Consider the following 19,482-nt stretch of genomic DNA (forward strand, 5'->3'; position numbering starts at 1 on the left):
ATCCCGCTGAGTTCATCCATCAGAATCTAGCCATCCAAACAAACGTGATCCACAGTGCATGGCGACATGGGGCCAGGAAACTCCTATTCCTGGGTTCGTCCTGCATTTACCCGCGAGATTGCCCCCAGCCCATCAAAGAGGAATATTTGCTAACTGGTCCACTTGAGGCGACCAATGAAGCATACGCCGTCGCAAAGATCGCCGGGCTGATGATGTGCCGGTCTTATCGGGAACAGTATGGCTTCGACGCGATAAGCGCCATGCCAACCAACTTGTATGGGCCTGGCGACAACTACCACCCCGAGAATTCGCACGTCGTCCCCGCGCTCATCCGTCGCTTTCATGAAGCGAAGCTTGCCAATAGCCCAGAAGTAGCCATCTGGGGGAGCGGGCGACCGCTTCGGGAATTTCTTCACGTGCACGATCTCGCGAGCGCCGCAGTGTTCCTGATGCGCCAGTACGGTGGCCCGGACTTCGTCAATGTTGGCTCAGGGGAAGAAGTCAGCATTGCGGAGCTAGCGCGCACCGTAGCCGAGGTCGTCGGATACCAAGGCTCGCTGGTGTTCGACGACAAAAAGCCTGATGGCACCCCGAGGAAGCGACTGGATACGAGTCGCTTGTCCGACCTTGGCTGGCGCCCTCGCATCTCGCTCCAAGAGGGACTTCTACAGACCTATGAGGCGTATGCGGGCTCATGAGTCCGAATGAGACTTCGCCCGCCCCAGCATCCAAGTTCCGACCATTGGACCATCTCGGTCCACGAGGCTTGCAAATACTTCGGACCAGTTTCTGGTCATTGATCGCCAAAGCTGCAGCGGCTGCGAATCTTTTTTTATCCGTTCCTTTTGTGCTCCATTCGCTCGGTCAAAATGAGTTCGGCGTCTGGGCAACACTTGTCTCGTTCATTGCGGTCTCTAACTTTCTCGATTTCGGTTTCGGCAACGGCACCATGAATCTCGTCGCAGCAGCACGTGGACGTGACGCCGGTCCTGAGATTCCGATCATCGTCCGAGAGAGTCAGCGCGCGCTCTTTAAAATTGCCGCCTATGTGGCAGTGATTGCAACGGTATTTGGCGTTTTTGTGCCTTGGCACCGATTACTCGGCGTACCCGAGAGCATGGAAGGTGTCGCCCGAGCGGCTTCGTTTATGGTGTTGTTGTCCGTTGTTTGTGCCATCCCACTCAATATGGCAAATCGGGTGCAACTGGGCCTCGGTCAAGGTGATCGGGCATTCCGCTGGCAAGCTGCCGGCCAATTGACAACGCTGCTCGTTGTCATTGTCGTCGCCACTCAGCGCGGCTCTCTCGTGGCGCTTACTGCTGCCACGGTTCTCACGCCATTGCTGGCTTCCGCTGGCAATCTGCTGTACTTGCGGCGCTCCTTGTCTGCTGCATCTCCTGCGTCCCTGCCTGCCACAACGCAGGACTACGCCACACGAATTCGCCGTGAAGGGCTTTCCTTCTTTGTACTGCAACTGGCAGCTTCTCTGGCCTTCTCCATGGATCTGCCGCTCATCTCTGCGTTACGCGGGCCCTCCGAAGCGGGCGTCTACGCGCTGGCACAAAGGCTGTTTTCCATCATTCCCATGACTCTAGCCCTTGTATGGGCCCCGCTGTGGCCCACCTATCGTCACGCGCTCGCATCAGGCGACCATCGATGGGTGTATCGAACGTTTAAGCGCTCCGCACTCGTGGCCGGTGCGTACGCATGCTGCGTCGGCATCATGCTTGCGCTGGCTTACCAACCCGTCACGTCCATCTGGTTGCGTCACCCAGCCCAAGCCTCTKCTTGGTTGCTGTTCGGCTTTGCCCTGGCCTGCGTGGTCGACGCCATCGGTACGGCGACGTCGACCTTGCTCAATGCGGCCAGTGTCTTGCGCTATCAACTTCTGTTGGCTGTCCCCTTCTCGTTGGTAACCTTTACTTGCAAGGCCTACGCCCTCACACATTTCGGAGCGGACATGCTGCCGTGGATTACTTTAACGGTATACACGCTGCTCGTTCTTTTGCCCCTAGGGCTCAGATTTGAGCATATCCGTGAATCCGTGGCGCAATCGCGATATTAGTCGGTCCTTTCGACTCGCCAACGGACTCGCTGGCCATCTCCATCAATGCAGTCGCGATACGCACACAACAATTCACGAGTTCGAGCTATTTGAGTAACACGAATGAAGATCTTATACGACCATCAAATCTTCAGCCGCCAAAGCTACGGCGGAGTGTCGCGTTACTTCCACGAAATTGCCGAACGCATTCCCGCGATCTCTGGGGACGACGTCCAGGTATTTGCCCCGATTAGTGTCAACCGATATGCGCAAGCTCCGGGTCTCCGCGTCAAGAAATTCAAGGGAGGCGCTCCACTCCTTGGACTCGTGAACGTGGCACTGGGAAAGGTAATCATCTCCCACCGTACAGACGTGTCGATTTTCCACGAGACGTATTATTCGCGCCTGAATTACTCCCCGAAGAATGCCCGGCGGGTCGTTACTGTCTACGACATGATTCATGAGCTTTTCCCGTCATCGTTTTCAAAGTATGACCAGACGAGAGACGTGAAATTGCAGGCCGTCAAACGGGCCGATCACATTATCTGCATCTCTGAGAGCACGCGCAGGGACTTGCTGCAATATGCAGATCTTCCTGAGTCCAAGGTCTCCGTCGTGCATCTCGGGCATTCCTTGGCTACACCCTCTCTCAAAGCGGTGCCCGACCAGAATCCATCCACATCTCCGTATCTTCTTTATGTCGGTCAGCGTGGTGGCTACAAGAATTTCACTGGCTTCCTGCATGCCTATGCAGCATCAGCTGCGCTGCAAGAGCATTTCGCTATCGTTTGTTTTGGAGGAGGAGAGCTCACCCAGGCGGAGCGCGCGCTTGCGAGATCTCTGAACATTTTGCCCACCAAGATAATTCACAGGTCCGGCGACGATGCCTTACTGGCGCGATCCTACTCAGCTGCCGCAGCTCTCGTGTATCCGTCGCATTACGAGGGATTTGGCATTCCGCCCATTGAAGCCATGTCTCATGGTTGCCCGGTGGTCGCTTCAAACACCAGCTCGATTCCCGAAGTTGTCGGAAACGCTGCAGAGTTGTTTGATCCAGCCGATCCTCATGACATTCAAACAGCCATTGAACGTGTCGTTTTCTCTGCCGATCGATCGAGACAGCTGGCATCAATGGGACATGAACGTATCAAGCAGTTCACGTGGGATGCGTGCGCACTTGGCACGCTAAATGTCTACCGCCAGATTCTGGAGAGCTGAATTATGAAACGCGCCTTGATTTGCGGCGTCAGCGGCCAAGACGGGAGCTATCTGGCGAAGCTCCTGCTAGAGAAGGGATATCAAGTTTACGGCGCCTCTCGCGATGCGCAGATAGCTACCTTTTCGAATCTGAAAGCCGTCGGCATTCGCGACGATATCACCCTGTTGTCGGTAGCAGTTAACGACTTCCGCAGTGTTTTTCAGGCCATATCCAAGGTTCAACCCGACGAGGTCTATAACTTGTCCGGTCAAAGTTCCGTAGGTCTCTCGTTTGAGCAGCCCGTTGAAACGATGGAGAGCATCAGTATTGCCACCCTCAATCTGCTGGAGGCGATCAGGTTCAGTGGTGGTGGCATCAAGCTGTATAACGCGGGATCGAGCGAGTGTTATGGCGCATCCGGTGACATGCCTTGCGACGAGCTCACCCCGTTTCAGCCTCGCAGTCCATACGCCGTTGCCAAGGCCGCAGCCTATTGGGAGGTTGCCAACTATCGCGAGGCATATAACCTATTTGCATGCACGGGCATCCTCTTTAATCACGAGTCGCCATTGCGGCCAGAACGCTTTGTCACGCGTAAAATCACGTCGGCGGCGTCCAGAATTGCACGCGGAAGCAAGGAAGAACTCAAACTTGGGAATTTGTCGATATCCCGAGATTGGGGATGGGCGCCAGAATATGTAGAAGCCATGTGGATGATGCTCCAGCATCAAAGCCCTGAGGATTTCGTGATTGCTACGGGCCAGAGCCATACGCTGGAGGAATTCGTCGATCTGGCTTTTGCCGAAGTTGGCCTTGACTGGCGTGAGCATGTACAGGTGGACCCCAATTTGTTCAGACCTACCGACCTCAAGCAAAGCTCGGCGTCACCAGGCAAGGCCAATCGCATTCTGCAGTGGCGCGCTCAGCGCACAATGAAAGACGTGGTCAAAGAGATGGTAGCCGCCGAATTGAAACGACATTCCAATTGATACGAGCCCAGTTGAACCATTCACTCGCAGGAACGAAACGGCCCATGCGTCTGCTTTTTCTCAGCAAGCGCCACCCTCAGCAACGGGATCTCCTGCTCCGTCCTTACGGCAGGTTCTTCCATCTGCCCCGAGTGCTGGCGGAACAAGGTCACCAAGTTGAGGTCCTGCTTTGCAGCCATCACAAGCTTCCGGAGGCCAGCAAGATCAGCGCGGGAGTGAAATGGACAAGCCTGGATGTGCGAACGCTTGGGCCTATCGGACTGTGGAAGAGGCTTGCAACCCACGTTGACGCCATGAACCCCGATTGGATTATCGGCTGCTCAGATATCTGGTTCGGACTTTTGGCCTGGCAGCTCGCAAAGCGCAGCGGGGCCCGTCTGGCTCTGGACGCCTATGACAACTTCGAGGCGTATATTCCGTGGAATCTACCACTCCATTTTGCCTGGAGGCGAGCTATCCATTCTGCTGACCTGGTGACTGCTGCGGGGCCGCAACTTGCCCAACTATTACAGTCATATCGGCGAAAAGGATTCGAAGCACACGTTGTACCGATGGCAGCCGATCCAGAGTTCGTAGAGAAAGACAAACATGCGTGTCGTCTTGAACTGAACTTGCCTGTGGATGCTCCGCTCTTTGGATATGTGGGAAGCTGGTCAAAGAATCGAGGAACAGATGTACTCATTCGAGCGTTCAGAAAGACCCTCACGCACGAACCGCGAGCCAAACTAGTTGTTAGCGGCACCCCCCCTGCCCACGTGCTCCAAGAGCCGGGGGTTATCGCTACGGGCTACCTCGCCGATGAGCAACTGCCGATCCTTCTGAACGCGCTCGACGTGGCGTACGTCATTACGGCTGACACCAGCTTTGGGCGATATAGCTATCCGGCAAAGCTCTGCGAGGCTATGGCTTGTGGAGTGCCAGTTGTCGCAACTTCGACAGAGCCTGTGCGCTGGATGCTCAAAGACAAAACCGTGCACATCGCCCCGGTCGGGAACGCACAGGCGCTTTCCGAGCGCACGCTTGCCCTGCTGAAGAACACCGAGACAAGCTACGGCAGCCTGCCCAGTTGGGACAAAAGTGGACGGCAATGGCACGACCTACTGGTCGAACGAAGCCCCTGAGACTTCAACAAATCTCTTCGTGCTGAACAGGCCCGCATGACTGGGGCACAGCGAACTGAATCCCGTGCAGATCTCTAACTGGGGGGGGGTTGTGGCTTTTTGCGCGAACATAAGCGGCGGGTCACGGAGACCATCAACACTTCTTGTCAGTGGTCACACCAAGAAGTAATTCACCGTATCGTTGACTGACAACGTCCCAGGAAAAGTGTTGCTCAACATGGCACCGCCCAGCCTCGCCCAAAGCAGCGCGCTCCGCCGGATCGCTCAATAAGCCCACGATACACTCCGCCAGCGCCGCGTGGTCAGGCGCCGAGACTACCCGCCCTGTCCGGGCATTTACCAGATCTCGTACCGCCTGCACGTCGCCGACGATGGCTGGGCAGCCGCACGCCATTGCTTCAGCAACAACCAACCCCAAGCCCTCTTGATCGCCGCTGGCAGCCTCGACGAATGGCGCGACGAACAAGGTCGCACGCCGGTAGTGGTCGGGTAATTCGGTTTGCGGCAGCGCTCCGAGAAATCGAACATGTCGCTCTATTCCAAGATCGCGGACCTGTTGCTGCAGATGCTCCCCCTCAGGACCAGCACCCACAACGGATAACCTCACTTGAGGGCACCGGGCCGCAATTTGTGGCAACGCCTGAATCAAGTGCGTCAAACCCTTCTTTTCGACTAGACGGCCGACAAAGAGCAACTCGCTGTCACCACGATCCGGACCCGGCGTAAAGCGGTTTGAGGTATCCACACCCATGGACAGGACTGATACGTGACTATCCGGCACTTCGCATAGCAAGCGATTTCGCATCGCTTGACTCACCAGGGTGATAGCCGACGCACGGCGGACCACCCATCGACGAAGGCGTGCGAAGAGGGGCCCCTTCAACGCGAAAAGATCCGCCCCATGCGCGGTCACCACCCACGGCACGTTACGAATCGCAGCTGCTGCAATCAACCCTTGAGGCAACAACCAGTGTGCATGCACCACCTGCGGATGAAGCTTCCGCACCAGCGCACGAGTGAAAATGTATTGCGCGAGGACGAACCCGGGCACCAGCAGCCATTTCCAGCGAGAGCGGCGTACATTGGCCAGCATTCCGCCGTCATTGACCAGGACCTCCCAACGTTCAGGCGCATAACGATAACGATGCACATACACGCCATCCAACTGGTCTCGTATCTTCGCCCCTGGCGCATGAGGGCAAAGTACGTGCACTTCGAAACGATCAATCAAGCGCCGCGCTAACTCATGTACAAAGGCCGGCTCCGGATCATTCGCCCAACGCGGGTAAGTCGATGTGAGCACCAGCAGGCGCGGCCGTACTTCCATGTCTACTCAGTCACTCCGACGGTACGTCAATGAAGTGATCTGCTCCGATACCAGTCCAATGAGAAACACGATTACCGCAGCACTCCACATCAACGTACTACCGTTGGTCAGGCGTCCATACGAAAGAAACGTACGCGTATAGTTCGCGCAACCCAGGACAAAAAATACCGCACTCGCTGGCGCAAACAGTTTCAACGGCGAATACAACGTCGCGATCTTGAAGATGATCAAGAGGAAGCGGATGCCATCCTTGATCGGCTTGATGTGACTCTTGCCAATGCGCTGCGCTGCCTTGATCGGCACATAGGCCACCGGGTAGGCGCTGCGGAAAAATGCCATGGTGCTGGTGGTGGGGTACGAAAAGCCGTTCGGCAGCAGGTGCAGAAATTCGCGGAACTTCTCCGCGCGCACTGCTCGGTAGCCGGAGGTCAGGTCGGCCACCGTGTGGCCCGTCATGCGCGTGGCCAGCCAGTTGTAGATGGTATTGGCTACGCCTCGTCCCACGCCGGCCTGGCTGCTCCAGTCGCGGGCGCCTACGACCATGTCGTATCCCTCTCCCAGCTTTTCCAGCAAGCGCGCAATATCGGCGGGGTCATGCTGTCCGTCGCCGTCCATGAAGACCAGCATGTCGCCGGAGGCCGCGCGCGTACCGCGCTTGATGGCCGCGCCATTGCCCATGGAGTAAGGCGAGGACAGGCAGGTCACCCCTGCCGCGGTACAGATGTCGCGCGTATCGTCAGTCGAACCGTCGTCCACCACGATGATTTCCGCCTCCGGCTGGGCTAGTCGCAGGCGAGGTAACAGGCCTTTCAGGGCCGCCCCCTCGTTTTTGGCAGGCAGGATGATGCTTAGGCGGCTCAAGAGCGTGTCCCCGGAAGTGAAGCGGCATCATAACCTGAGCTCCGCTGCGTTCAGCAGCAGATGGCGACCAGCGCGAATTTGCGGGCGCTGCATCACATCACTCCCAATGCCTTGCCGGTGTCTCAGGTGCGGATGACTGACCGCACCGCATCGATCACTCGTTCAGCATCCTCATCAGACATGGCCGGAGAAAGCGGCAGGCTCACGGTCTGGCGCCCCAGGCGCATTGCTACCGGCCATTGCTCGGGGCGCCAGCCGAAGCGTTGCTGGTAGTAGGGATGCTCGGGCACCGACAGGTAGTGGACGCCTGTGCCAATCCGCAGCGCGTTCATGGCCTCAAGAAAACTGTCGCGGTCGATGCCGCAGCGCAGGGCATCGATCATCACCGTATATAGGTGGTAGCCATGGCGCGTTCCATCCGCCGGTGCGGCCGGAAGCCCGATCGGCAGGCCTGCCAGTGCCTCGCCGTAGTACTGCCACAGCTGCCGACGACGCTGCCAGTTGTCCTCGACCCGGGCCAGCTGGTGAATGCCGATGGCCGCCTGCAAGTCCATCATGTTGTACTTGAAACCACACTCGACCACCTGATAGTGCCGGTAGCCCCGGTCGCCAAAGCGATGCCAGGCGTCCTTGCTCATCCCGTGCAGTGCCAGGATGCGGGCGCGGGAGATGCGCTCCTCGTCACGGCCCAGGATCATGCCTCCTTCCCCCGTCACCACGTTCTTGGTCACGTAGAAACTGAAGCAGCCGAAATCCCCGAAGCTACCCACGGGTTTGCCATGGAACTCGCTCTCGATGGCATGGGCGCAGTCTTCGATCACCACCAGGCCGTGCTTGTCGGCGATGGCCATGATCCGGTCCATGGCGCAGGGTCGGCCCGCGAAGTGGACCGGCAGGATGGCTCTGGTTCGCGGGGTAATGACCGCCTCGATGGCGTCCGGATCGATGTTCTGCGTGACAGGATCGACGTCGGCGAGCACCGGCGTGAGCCCCGCATGGAGAATGGCGTTGACCGTGGCGCAGAAGGTCAAAGGGGTGGTAATCACTTCGCTGCCCGGCTCCAGGCCCGCCGCCACCATGCTGACGTGGAGAGCCGCCGTGCAGGAGTTCACTGCCGCCACCTGGGAGGGCCGGGCCTGGCGCCATGCGGCAAAATCCCGCTCGAACTGCGCAACCCGCGGACCCGTCCCCAACCAGCCTGAGCGCAGGCAGGCCTCGACTTCGGCGATCTCAGCCTCTTCGATCCGGGGGGCGCCAAAGACGAGAAAGGGCCGCAGGGGGTCAGGATGTGTCACAGGTCGCGCTTTATGGGGACAGGCGGCATTTCTATCCCAATGCCACGGCGCGGTCTACGGACAAAACCGGCGAGGCACGTCTGTTGCATATCCGGATGGCGCGCCCGATTCAGGCTGGTTCTGTGCGCCCGGTCACCCCGAGGCTTTCAAACCCTGAGCCGATGGGATGACCAACCCCGCCAACTGGGGTAAATTCCCTTCTTATCAGGGGGCTGGGCCGTATCGCTATGTCAACGCTAATGCAACCGTCGCTCGCAGGCCTCACCGGCCTGGCGCGCAGACTGGTATCGGAAGATGTGCTCCCGGAGACCGATGTTCGCCGGGCCGTGGCCGAGTCGACCCAGGGAAAGGCCTCGCTCACCGCCTGGCTGCTGGACAACAACCTTGTAGACAGCGCGCGACTCACCCGCATCGCCTCCGACGAGTTCGGCATGCCGATGATGGATGTGAGCGCCCTGGTTCCGGCCAATCTACCGTTGAACCTGATCAGCGAAGCGCTGATCAACAAGCACAAGGCGCTGCCGCTGTTCAAGCGCGGCAAGCGATTGTTCGTCGGCATTGCCGATCCGATGCAATCGCATGCGCTGGACGAGATCAAGTTCCACTCCAACTGCATGGTGGAACCGATCCTGGTCGATCGCAATCAGCTCCTGCGGGTCATCGAAACCGCGCTCAATGCGATGAGCAACGCCATGCCCGAGATGGGCGGCGGCGATTTCGATGAATTGACGCTGGAAGGCGGCGACGAAGAGGCCGAATCCACCGGCATCGACGCGAACTCCAATGACGACGCTCCGGTGGTCAAGTTCGTCAACAAGATCCTGGTCGACGCGATCAAGCGCGGCGCCTCGGACATCCATTTCGAACCGTTCGAAACCCAGTATCGCGTGCGCTTGCGCATGGATGGCATGTTGCGCGCTGTCGCCAGCCCGCCGATGAAGCTCGCCGCGCGTATTTCCTCCCGCATCAAGGTGATGTCGGGCCTGGACATCGCCGAGCGCCGCGTACCGCAGGACGGACGTATCAAGCTCAATTTGTCCAAGAGCCGCTCGGTCGACTTCCGCGTCAGCACGCTGCCCACGCTGTTCGGCGAAAAGATTGTGCTGCGTATTCTGGACGGCTCTGCCGCCAAGCTGGGCATCGATGTCTTGGGCTACGAGGAAGCACAAAAGCAACTCTACATCGATGCCATCCATAAACCCTATGGCATGGTGCTGGTAACCGGTCCCACCGGCTCAGGCAAAACAGTATCGCTCTATACAGCGCTCAACATTCTCAACACCGCCGAGCGCAACATCTCGACCGTGGAAGACCCGGTTGAAATTCGCGTCGAGGGCATCAACCAGGTCCAGCAGAACGTCAAGCGCGGCATGACCTTCGCCGCGGCGCTGCGTTCCTTCCTGCGACAAGATCCGGACGTAATCATGGTCGGCGAAATCCGCGACCTGGAAACGGCGGAAATTGCCATCAAGGCGGCGCAGACCGGCCATATGGTGCTCTCGACGCTGCATACCAACGACGCGCCGCAGACCATTTCGCGCATGATGAACATGGGCATTGCGCCTTACAACATCACCTCGTCGGTAACGCTGGTCATTGCGCAGCGCCTGGCGCGTCGTCTGCACGAATGCAAGCGCCCCATCGAGTTGCCGCCCAAGACGTTGCTGGACGCCGGCTTCACACAGGCCGATATCGACGCCGGCCTGGTCGTCTATGAAGCGGTCGGCTGCGATAGCTGCAATGAGGGCTACAAGGGCCGTGTTGGTATTTACCAGGTGATGCCGATGCTGGAAGAGATCCAGAAGATCATCCTCCACGGCGGTAATACGCTGCAGATTGCCGAAGCGGCCAAGAATGCCGGAGTGAACGATCTGCGTGCATCGGCGTTGTTGAAGGTCAAGAAGGGCATGACCAGCCTGGCCGAGATCGACCGCGTCACCAAGGATTGATCCCGGTATTGGCCGATATGGCCGCCGGGTTGGGCAGTCCGTCGCACCGAACTTGCGTCCGGTGCCACGAATTAGTCCGGGGGAATGACTTAAGCTGCACCGATAAGACGGCCGCCATCCTGAGGCGGTCCGACCGTACCAGCAGGGGGAAATGCCATGGCCGCGGCCACCGCTAAGAACGTCAAGTCGCTCGGCGCCCAGCGCGCCGAGATCAGCCAGCTGACCACGTACGACWGGATCGCCCTGGACAAGCGCGGCAAGCGCATGAAGGGCGACATGGCGGCCAAGAACGCTTCGCTGGTCAAGGCGGAGCTGCGCCGGCAGGGCATGAACCCGCAGACCGTGAAGGAACGCGGCAAGCCGCTGTTCGGGGCCACCGGCAGCTCGGTCAAGCCTCGCGACGTCGCCATCTTCAGCCGCCAGATCGCCACCATGATGGCCTCGGGCGTGCCGATGGTGCAGTCCTTCGAGATCATCGCCGACGGCCAGAAGAACATCCGCTTCAAGAACATGTTGACGGATGTGAAGCAGACCATCGAGGGTGGTTCGGCCCTCCACGAAGCGCTGGCAAAATACCCGGTCGAATTCGACGAGCTTTATCGAAACCTGGTTCACGCAGGCGAGGCTTCGGGTGTACTGGACACCGTGCTGGACACGGTGGCGACATACAAGGAACGCACCGAGGCGATCAAGGCCAAGATCAAGAAGGCGATGTTCTATCCCGTCATGGTGCTGGCGGTTGCGCTACTCGTCAGCATGATCATGCTGCTGTTCGTAGTACCGGTTTTCGCACAGACCTTCAAGGATGCGGGTGCGGAATTGCCCGCCCCGACCCAGATCGTCATCAGCGCCTCGGAATTCATGAAGTCCTATTGGTGGGTCGTGATTGGCGGCATTGTCGGCGGTGTCATCGCGCTTGTGATGGCCAAGAAGCGATCCGTCAAGTTTGCTCATTTCCTCGATCGACTGATGCTGAAGCTTCCGGTGATCGGCAATATTCTTCGTCAATCGGCGATTGCCCGTTTTGCCCGCACACTGGGGGTGACTTTCCGGGCCGGTGTGCCGCTGGTGGAAGCGCTCGATGCCGTGGCAGGCGCCACCGGCAGCGTGGTCTATGGCGACGCCGTCAAGCAGATGCGCGAAGACGTGGCCGTTGGTCACCAGCTGCAGCTCTCCATGCGACAGACCGGCGTGTTTCCGAACATGGTCGTGCAGATGACGGCCATCGGTGAAGAATCGGGTGCGCTTGACCACATGCTGTTCAAGGTGGCCGAGTTCTACGAGGAAGAAGTGAATAACGCAGTAGACACCCTGGCGACACTGCTCGAGCCCCTGATCATGGTGATCCTCGGCGTGCTCGTTGGTGGCATGGTCATCTCGCTCTACCTGCCCATCTTCAAGCTCGCGTCCACCGTGTAAGCTCTGGCCATCCAGGCCCCTCTCCCGCCGGGAGAGGGGCCTTTTTCATATCCAATCCTTCGGATTTATGCATGTTTGAGCTACCCCTTTGGGAATGGATTCTTGCAGCCGGTGTGCTTGGCCTCTTGGTCGGCAGCTTCCTCAATGTCGTGATCCTGCGCCTGCCCGAGCGCCTGATGGCCCAGTGGCGACTCGATGCCTTCGACACGCTGGCCATGGAGCCCGACAGCACTTCGTTGCCTCCCGGCATCGTGCGCGAGCCCTCGCATTGCCCTCACTGCAAGCATCCGCTCTCAGCCCGCGACAACATTCCCTTGTTTGGATGGCTGCTGTTGGGCGGCCGCTGCCGCTACTGCAAGACGTCCATTTCCATTCAGTACCCGCTGGTTGAACTGCTCAGCGGCCTGGCCAGCGCGGTCATTGTCTGGAAGTTCGGACCCAGCTGGCCGGCCGTGGCAGGACTGGTGTTCACCTGGATGCTCATTGCGCTGGCCGGCATCGATTTCCGCACGCAGTATCTGCCCGATCAGTTGAACTACCCGCTGCTCTGGCTGGGCCTGCTGCTAAGCCTTGTGGCGATGTTCGTGTCGCCGAACACCGCGATACTCGGCGCGGCGATTGGCTACCTCAGCCTGTGGAGCGTGTACTGGCTGTTCAAGCTGCTGACCGGCAAGGAAGGCATGGGCTATGGTGACTTCAAGCTGCTCGCCGCGCTTGGTGCCTGGATGGGCCCCACGGCGCTGCTGCCGGTAATCCTGCTTTCGTCCTTCATCGGCGCCATCGTGGGCGGCAGCATGATCGCGCTGCACAAGCATGGGCGTGATATTCCCATGCCGTTCGGCCCGTTTATTGCGGCGGCAGGATGGACCTGGTTCGTCGCCGGCGAATGGCTGCTGCAGCAGTACATGCAGCTGACGGGCATGCATTGACCGCGCCTCGCGCCAGCTATGTGGTCGCCCTCACTGGCGGCATCGCCGCCGGCAAGAGTGCGGTGTCGCGACGGTTCGAAGCGCTGGGCATCCATGTCTACGATGCGGATGTCGCGGCGCGTGAAGTGATTGCTGCGGGATCGGAGGGCCTGGCGGCCGTCGTCGCGCACTTCGGTGGCGATGTACTCGATGCCAGCGGTCAGCTGGATCGCAGCGCCATGCGGCAACGCGTGTTCGGCAACGATGCGGAACGGCGCGCGCTCGAAGCCATCACTCATCCGCGCATTCGCCAGTGGCTGCATGAACACGTCGCGGCAGATCGCGGCCCCTATTGCATGCTGGCGATCCCGTTGCTCGCCGAGAATCATGACCACTACCGCTGGGTGGATCGCGTTTTGGTGGTGGATGTGCCCGAGTCCGTGCAGCTGGAACGACTGACACGGCGCGATGGTATCGACGAGGCCCTGGCCCGGCGCATGATCGAGCGGCAGGCGCGCCGCGAACAGCGCCTGTCACTGGCCCATGACGTGATCGAAAACAGCGGTGACGAATCCGCGCTGGACCGTGCGGTGGTTGAGTTGCATGCACGCTACCTGGCTTTCGCTCAAGCGAAACCTTGAGCCGCGGTCACCAGAATCCGCGGATGCCGGCCACGCCCTGCCCGCCCGCGTGTCTTGCCCTTTCGAGCTCCTGCAGCGTCATGCCGCCGAGCGCATAGACAGGCAAGGGCGAGCTGTCGATCAAATGTTCGAAGGCCGCCCAACCCATGGGCGTCGCCTCGGGATGGGTGGCCGTCGCGGCTACCGTAGAGAGCGTGGCGAAGTCGACGATGTTCATCGCCCGCTGCAGATCCGCTGCATGATGACAACTCGCGCCCACCCATTGCCCCGTGGGCAAGGGACGCTCCTGCCAGTTCGCGAGTTGCGCTGCCTTGAGCTGAACTCCGGCGCCCGCGCCCAGCGCCAGCGCGCCTTCGACGTCACCACTCAACAGCAGATGGGCGTCCACGGCACGCGCTTCGATCAACAGACTGGCCGCCAGCTCCCGTACCAGTGCCGTTGACCACTGCGGGAAGCGCAGCAGCACCATGCGCTCGCCTGCCGCCATGGCGCCTCGAATCCGTTGCTGCCATTGGTTGAACGCCGACGATGGGACATCGGCGGTGATCGCGTAGCGCGTGGGCAGTTGGAGTGCGCGCAGGATATGCCGGTCCGCTGGCGTGAGCAGATCCACATCGACGGATGCCGGGGCAATCCAGCGCAACGCCTGGCCATCCAGCGATGCTGGCTCGCCCTGCCATCGACGCACGATGCGGGCATCCAGCAACAGCGAGCGTTCGCCGTAACGCCAGGGCACGCGGATCAGTGGTGCCTCGACGCTAGCCTCGACGCCCAGCTCTTCGCGCAACTCGCGCACCAGACCGTCGACCGGCGTTTCGCCAGCCTCCAGTTTTCCACCGGGGAATTCCCATAGACCGGCCAGGTGCTTGCCGGGGGGGCGCTGCGCCAGCAGCACACGCCCTTGCGGATCGAGCATGACGCCAGCCATGACATGCATGGCGGCCGTCGTCGGAGCAGGCATCGCCTTGGCTCAGTCGTTGCGGATGTACTCGACCATGTCGAAGTCGTACGCGTGGGTACCGTCCTTCTTGTGGTGCACGCGGGACACTTCGGTCCAGTCGCTGAAATGCACGCCCGGGAAGAACGTGTCCGCGCCATCCACCGCGCCATTGACCCAGGTGAGGTACAGGCGCTTGGCGGCCGGCAGGGCCTCACGGTAGATCTCGCCGCCGCCGATCACCATCAGGCCGGTGCCTCCGGCGCGAGCCGTACCCTCGGCTAGGGAACGAACGGTGACCTGACCCGGAAACGGCGCTTCGTGCTTGCGGCTCATCACCAGGTTGGTGCGGTCCGGCAGCGGTCGGCCGATCGCCACCGCGGTGTTGTAGCCCATCAGCACGTACTTGCCGAGCGTGAGCTCCTTGAACCAGCGCAGGTCGTCCGGCAGGTGCCAGGGCAACTGGCCCTTGCGGCCAATAGCGAAGTTCTCATCCAGCGCGGCAATCAGCGAAATAGCCATGGAAATCCTTGAATCCTCGACAGTGTTTACCACCCGCGCCGCCGGCCGGGGGCGTGGCGCGGCGCCGATCTTAGCAGGACCGGGGGCCGAACCCGGCAAGTGACAGCGTGCCGGGCCTACACGGCCACCGGCGCCTTGATGGCGCCATGCGGTTCGTAGCCCACGATCGCGATGTCCTCGTAGCGGAAATCGAAAATCGAGCGAACCTCAGGGTTGAGTTCCAGCCGCGGCAGCGCCCGGGGCTCGCGGCTCAACTGCAGTCGCGCCTGCTCTACGTGATTGTTGTAGAGATGGGCGTCACCCAACGTATGTACGAAATCACCCACCCCCAGGTTGCATACCTGGGCGATCATATGGGTCAGCAGCGCGTAGCTGGCAATGTTGAACGGCACGCCGAGGAAGATGTCGCCCGAACGCTGGTACAGCTGGCAGCTGAGCTTGCCGTCCGCCACGTAGAACTGGAACAGCGCATGGCACGGCATCAGCGCCATTTTCGGCAGTTCGCCGACGTTCCACGCGCTCACCAGCAGGCGGCGGGAATCCGGGTTGCGCTTGATCTCCTCCACCACCCAGCGGATCTGGTCGACCACACCGCCGTCGGCGGTGGGCCAGGCACGCCACTGTTGTCCGTAGACCGGTCCCAGGTTTCCATCGGCGTCGGCCCATTCGTCCCAGATGCTGACGCCGTTCTGCTTGAGGTAGGCGATATTGGTGTCGCCCTGCAGGAACCAGATCAGCTCGTGGATGATCGATTTGAGGTGCAGCTTCTTGGTGGTGACCAGCGGGAAGCCTTCGGCCAGATCGAAGCGCATCTGCCAGCCGAACACGCTGCGCGTACCGGTGCCCGTGCGATCGGCCTTTTCGGTGCCGTGATCGAGCACGTGCTGCAGCAGGTCGAGATAGGCGCGCACGGCTTACTCCTTGGTGGGCAGCGAAACGTTGTACGGACGCATGGTCGGCGCGTTGCGCGACATGACCATCAGCACCAGACCGATCAAGATCAGCGGCAAGGACTGAATCTGTCCCATCGTCAGCCAGCCCCACGCGAGGTAACCAAGCTGCGGATCGGGCACGCGCACGAATTCCACGCCAAAGCGGAAACAGCCATACAGCAGCGCGAACAGTCCGGAGATGAGATAACGCGGACGCGGCTTGATCGACACCAGGAACAGCACGGTGAACATCACCACGCCCTCCAGCAGCATTTCATAGAGCTGCGAGGGATGGCGCGGCAAGCCGTTGAACTGAGCCAGGGCAGCCTGCCACTGCGGATGTGTCGCGGCCCAGTCCACGTCGGCGGAGCGCGCGTTGGGGAAGATCATCGCCCAGGAAACGGTATCGGGCTTGCCCCACAGCTCGCCGTTGATGAAATTGCCGAGGCGGCCCAGCCCCAGGCCCACCGGAACGATCGGCGCCACGAAATCGATCGTGTCGAAGAAATGGATGTCGTTGCGGCGCGACCACCACCAACCCGCCGTCAGCACGCCCAGCAGGCCGCCGTGGAAGCTCATGCCGCCGTCCCACACGCGAAACAGCGCGAGCGGATCGGTCCAGATCCAGTGGATATCGGCGTAAAACAGCATGTACCAGATACGACCGCCGACGATCACGCCCATCATCGCGTAGAACGCCAGGTCGCCGAGCGCATCGCGCGATACCGGCAGGCGGCCGCGCCGACGGCGGTATTCGGCGAGCAACCATGCGCCCAGGAACCCGCCCAGATACATCAAGCCATACCAGTGGATCTGAAGCGGCCCCAGCTTGAAAGCGACGGGATCGAAGGCGACGGTGAAGGGCTGCGTCATGGGCACACGGGCTGGCGGCAAAGCGCGAGTGTAGCGGGCAGCGCTGCTGGAGGGCATCGGGTCCATGCCTTTGGTGCGCTGACGCGATGCTGATACTCCCGACAGGCGACTAGATCAGCGCTTGCACAGAAATTTCTTAGGCACCCACCCGGGAACCAACTAGCAGCTGACTGTTGCATCAGGGTTGCACCTACCCGTCACTTTGTTTTAACTTCGGGATTACATCGCCTGTCCCCCAAGCCTGGCGATGCCACGGTGCGCACCCCTTCCCCAGGGTTGTTCGCGCCATCCCCATACCCAGATGTCCAGCCCTCGCGAGCTGGCTGATGGCTATTTTTTGTTCGGAGTTCCAACAATGAAGCAAAAGACCCTGCTGGCTACTGCCATCGCCGCAGCGCTCGTGCTGCAGACGTGGTCGGTGGCCGCACAGGATGCCGCTCCTGCCCCGGCTGAACAATCCTCGGCCAAGAGCCTCGAGACCGTCACCGTCACCGGCTCGCGCATTCGCAGCGTTGACGTGGAAACCTCGCAGCCTGTGTTCACCATGGACCGCGCGGCGATCCAGGCCACCGGCCTGACCAACGTCAACGACATCCTGGCCCGCATGCCGTCCGCCGGTACTCCGGACATCACCCCGCAGGACACGCTGTCCTCGGGCGCTGACGTCGGCGGTCGCTACGTCAACATTCGCAACCTGGGTTCGCAGCGCACCCTGGTGCTGGTCAATGGCCGTCGCTGGAGCACCAGCCTCTCGGGCCTGACCGACCTGTCGACCATCCCCGTCTCGATGATCGAGCGCATCGACATCCTCAAGGATGGCGCCTCCTCCATCTACGGCTCCGACGCCATCGGCGGCGTGGTCAACATCATCACCAAGGAGAAGTTCGACGGCGCCGAAGCCACGGTCTACTACGGCCAGAACGGCAAGGGCGACGGCGAGACGCAGAACTACGACTTCACCTGGGGTCACTCGACCGAGAAGAACTCGATCATCGTCGGTGCCTCGTACCAGAACACCGATCCGATGTGGAACAGCGAGCGTCCCGAGACCTCGTACGCACAGGGTCCGCGTCACCCGACGGCTGGCCTGGGCCTGGGCCCGTACGGCCGCGTGGTCGATCCGACCACGGGCGACCAGTACGTCTACAACCACGGTTCGCAGACGACGACGGCAGGCGCGCCGACCGGCTACCACCTGTACGACCCCAACAGCACGGCCGACAAGTACAACACGCAGCAGGACATGACGTTCCGCGCGGGCACCAAGCTGAAGAACCTGTACCTGCAGGACCGCTACAAGCTCACCGACAACATCACGCTGCGCGCGGCCGCCAGCTACAGCTCGCGCGATACCTCGAGCCAGCTCGCCGGTTACCCGTTCCAGTCGGGCGCGGCTGATGAGCCGATCCTGATCAGCGGCCAGAACGCCTACAACCCGTTCCCGGGCCAGGACGTCGAGTTCTTCCGCCGCACGGTGGAAATGCCCCGCGTCACCAACGTCCAGTCCAATCTTGCGCACATCGACCTGGGTGCCGAAGGTTACTTCCAGTTCCTGAACCACGATTGGTCGTGGGACGCTGGTTTCACCTACGACGCCAACAAGATCCGCATCCAGGGCAGCGGCAACATCTATCTGCCCAATGCCCGCGCCGCGCTGGGCCCGACGACCACCATCAACGGCCAGGTCGCCTGCGCCAGCGCCGCTGATCGCGCCGCCGGTTGCGTGCCGTGGAACATCCTCGCCGGTCCGGGCGGCACGCCGCAGTCGGTGTGGAACTACCTGAACTACAACAGCACCGATCGCCAGGCCAGCTACACCTCCGACTGGGCCGCCAACGTGTCCGGCGGTCTGTTCGACCTGCCGGCCGGCACGGTCAATCTGGCCGTGGGCGTGGAGCATCGCGGCGAAAAGGGCGTCTTCCGTCCCGACGCAGGCGATGCCGCCGGCCTGACCACCAACCTGGCCAGCGCACCGACCAACGGCGCGTACAACACCAACGAAGCGTACGCCGAGCTTGACGTGCCGCTGCTGCGTGACCTGCCGGGTGCGCAGGAGCTGGGCATCAATATCGCCAGCCGCTACTCGCACTACAGCAACTTCGGCAGCACCACCAACAACAAGTACAGCTTCCGCTACCGTCCGTTCGCGGACCTGCTGGTTCGCGGTACCTGGGCCCAGGGCTTCCGTGCACCGACCATCAGCGATCTGGATGGCGGCATCGGCCAGAGCTTCGAAACCTTCCTGGATCCGTGTGACTCGGCCTACGGCGCTGCCGCGACCAACTCGCAGGTCAAGGCTCGCTGCGCCGCCGCTGGCGTGCCGGCGAACTATCGCCAGGTCGACCAGACCGGTGCGCAGATCGCCAGCACCAATGGTGGCCAGACGCCGGTGGCATTTCTCTCCGGTTCGAACCCGAACCTGAAGCCGGAAACCTCGATCACCCGTACGCTGGGCATGGTCTACAG

Annotated in this window: 17 protein-coding genes; 10 read left to right on the forward strand and 7 right to left on the reverse strand. The window is 60.8% G+C overall.

The annotated features are described in order from the left end of the window. The 5 genes from AC1DMG_RS11160 to AC1DMG_RS11180 form a co-directional block, all read left to right on the forward strand. A partial coding sequence (locus tag AC1DMG_RS11160; RefSeq protein WP_477180525.1) for a GDP-L-fucose synthase family protein occupies positions 1 to 698 on the forward strand: 698 nt, incomplete at its 5' end. Continuing rightward, positions 695 to 2,065 carry a lipopolysaccharide biosynthesis protein gene (locus AC1DMG_RS11165; RefSeq protein WP_477180526.1) on the forward strand — a complete coding sequence of 457 codons (1,371 nt, stop codon included), beginning with the start codon at positions 695 to 697 and terminating at the stop codon, positions 2,063 to 2,065. The genes AC1DMG_RS11160 and AC1DMG_RS11165, both read left to right, overlap by 4 nt. A 102-nt stretch (positions 2,066 to 2,167) precedes the next feature. After that, a complete protein-coding gene (locus AC1DMG_RS11170; RefSeq protein ID WP_477177965.1) occupies positions 2,168 to 3,262 on the forward strand; it encodes a glycosyltransferase family 4 protein in 1,095 nt (364 codons plus the stop codon). 3 nt (positions 3,263 to 3,265) lie between these two features. After that, positions 3,266 to 4,231, forward strand: a complete 966-nt coding sequence (locus tag AC1DMG_RS11175) for a GDP-mannose 4,6-dehydratase (protein ID WP_477177964.1) — start codon at positions 3,266 to 3,268, stop codon at positions 4,229 to 4,231. A gap of 44 nt (positions 4,232 to 4,275) precedes the next feature. Then, positions 4,276 to 5,352 (forward strand): glycosyltransferase family 4 protein, encoded by a 1,077-nt coding sequence (locus AC1DMG_RS11180; RefSeq protein WP_477177963.1) that lies wholly within the window; start codon positions 4,276 to 4,278, stop codon positions 5,350 to 5,352. 133 nt (positions 5,353 to 5,485) lie between these two features. Here AC1DMG_RS11180 and AC1DMG_RS11185 read toward each other — a convergent pair whose 3' ends face one another. From AC1DMG_RS11185 to AC1DMG_RS11195, 3 genes are all read right to left on the reverse strand, one after another. Further along, positions 5,486 to 6,679 (reverse strand): glycosyltransferase, encoded by a 1,194-nt coding sequence (locus tag AC1DMG_RS11185; protein WP_477177962.1) that lies wholly within the window; start codon positions 6,677 to 6,679, stop codon positions 5,486 to 5,488. A 6-nt stretch (positions 6,680 to 6,685) separates the two neighbouring features. Beyond that, entirely contained in the window at positions 6,686 to 7,540 is an 855-nt protein-coding gene (locus AC1DMG_RS11190) for a glycosyltransferase family 2 protein (protein ID WP_477177961.1), read from the reverse strand. A 122-nt stretch (positions 7,541 to 7,662) separates the two neighbouring features. Continuing rightward, the gene (locus AC1DMG_RS11195; protein WP_477177960.1) at positions 7,663 to 8,835 is read right to left on the reverse strand and encodes a DegT/DnrJ/EryC1/StrS family aminotransferase; all 1,173 of its coding nucleotides are present in this window, start codon (positions 8,833 to 8,835) and stop codon (positions 7,663 to 7,665) included. Between the two features lie 227 nt (positions 8,836 to 9,062). Between AC1DMG_RS11195 and pilB the strand changes: the two genes are divergently transcribed. The 4 genes from pilB (at position 9,063) to coaE (ending at position 13,752) form a co-directional block, all read left to right on the forward strand. Beyond that, the gene (gene pilB / locus AC1DMG_RS11200) at positions 9,063 to 10,784 is read left to right on the forward strand and encodes a type IV-A pilus assembly ATPase PilB (protein ID WP_477177959.1); all 1,722 of its coding nucleotides are present in this window, start codon (positions 9,063 to 9,065) and stop codon (positions 10,782 to 10,784) included. 156 nt (positions 10,785 to 10,940) lie between these two features. Continuing rightward, a complete protein-coding gene (locus AC1DMG_RS11205; protein WP_477180527.1) occupies positions 10,941 to 12,203 on the forward strand; it encodes a type II secretion system F family protein in 1,263 nt (420 codons plus the stop codon). 71 nt (positions 12,204 to 12,274) lie between these two features. Beyond that, complete coding sequence (locus AC1DMG_RS11210) at positions 12,275 to 13,132, forward strand: prepilin peptidase (RefSeq protein ID WP_477175370.1); 858 nt, start codon at positions 12,275 to 12,277, stop codon at positions 13,130 to 13,132. Next, complete coding sequence (gene coaE, locus AC1DMG_RS11215) at positions 13,129 to 13,752, forward strand: dephospho-CoA kinase (RefSeq protein ID WP_477175369.1); 624 nt, start codon at positions 13,129 to 13,131, stop codon at positions 13,750 to 13,752. The genes AC1DMG_RS11210 and coaE overlap by 4 nt, the downstream gene beginning before the upstream one ends. A gap of 7 nt (positions 13,753 to 13,759) precedes the next feature. On the opposite strand, the gene AC1DMG_RS11220 is transcribed toward coaE, so the two are convergent. From AC1DMG_RS11220 to lgt, 4 genes are all read right to left on the reverse strand, one after another. Continuing rightward, positions 13,760 to 14,713 carry a Nudix family hydrolase gene (locus AC1DMG_RS11220; RefSeq protein WP_477175368.1) on the reverse strand — a complete coding sequence of 318 codons (954 nt, stop codon included), beginning with the start codon at positions 14,711 to 14,713 and terminating at the stop codon, positions 13,760 to 13,762. A gap of 9 nt (positions 14,714 to 14,722) precedes the next feature. Continuing rightward, positions 14,723 to 15,211 carry a dihydrofolate reductase gene (locus tag AC1DMG_RS11225; protein WP_441602544.1) on the reverse strand — a complete coding sequence of 163 codons (489 nt, stop codon included), beginning with the start codon at positions 15,209 to 15,211 and terminating at the stop codon, positions 14,723 to 14,725. Positions 15,212 to 15,327: 116 nt separating this feature from the next. Beyond that, positions 15,328 to 16,122 carry a thymidylate synthase gene (locus AC1DMG_RS11230; RefSeq protein ID WP_441602543.1) on the reverse strand — a complete coding sequence of 265 codons (795 nt, stop codon included), beginning with the start codon at positions 16,120 to 16,122 and terminating at the stop codon, positions 15,328 to 15,330. A 3-nt stretch (positions 16,123 to 16,125) separates the two neighbouring features. After that, the gene (gene lgt, locus AC1DMG_RS11235; protein WP_441602542.1) at positions 16,126 to 17,016 is read right to left on the reverse strand and encodes a prolipoprotein diacylglyceryl transferase; all 891 of its coding nucleotides are present in this window, start codon (positions 17,014 to 17,016) and stop codon (positions 16,126 to 16,128) included. A gap of 355 nt (positions 17,017 to 17,371) precedes the next feature. On the opposite strand from lgt, the gene AC1DMG_RS11240 reads away from it, so the two are divergent. Further along, on the forward strand, positions 17,372 to 19,482 hold a 2,111-nt coding region (locus tag AC1DMG_RS11240; RefSeq protein WP_477180528.1), incomplete at its 3' end, for a TonB-dependent receptor domain-containing protein.

The organism is Dyella sp. 01N36, from assembly GCF_056399745.1.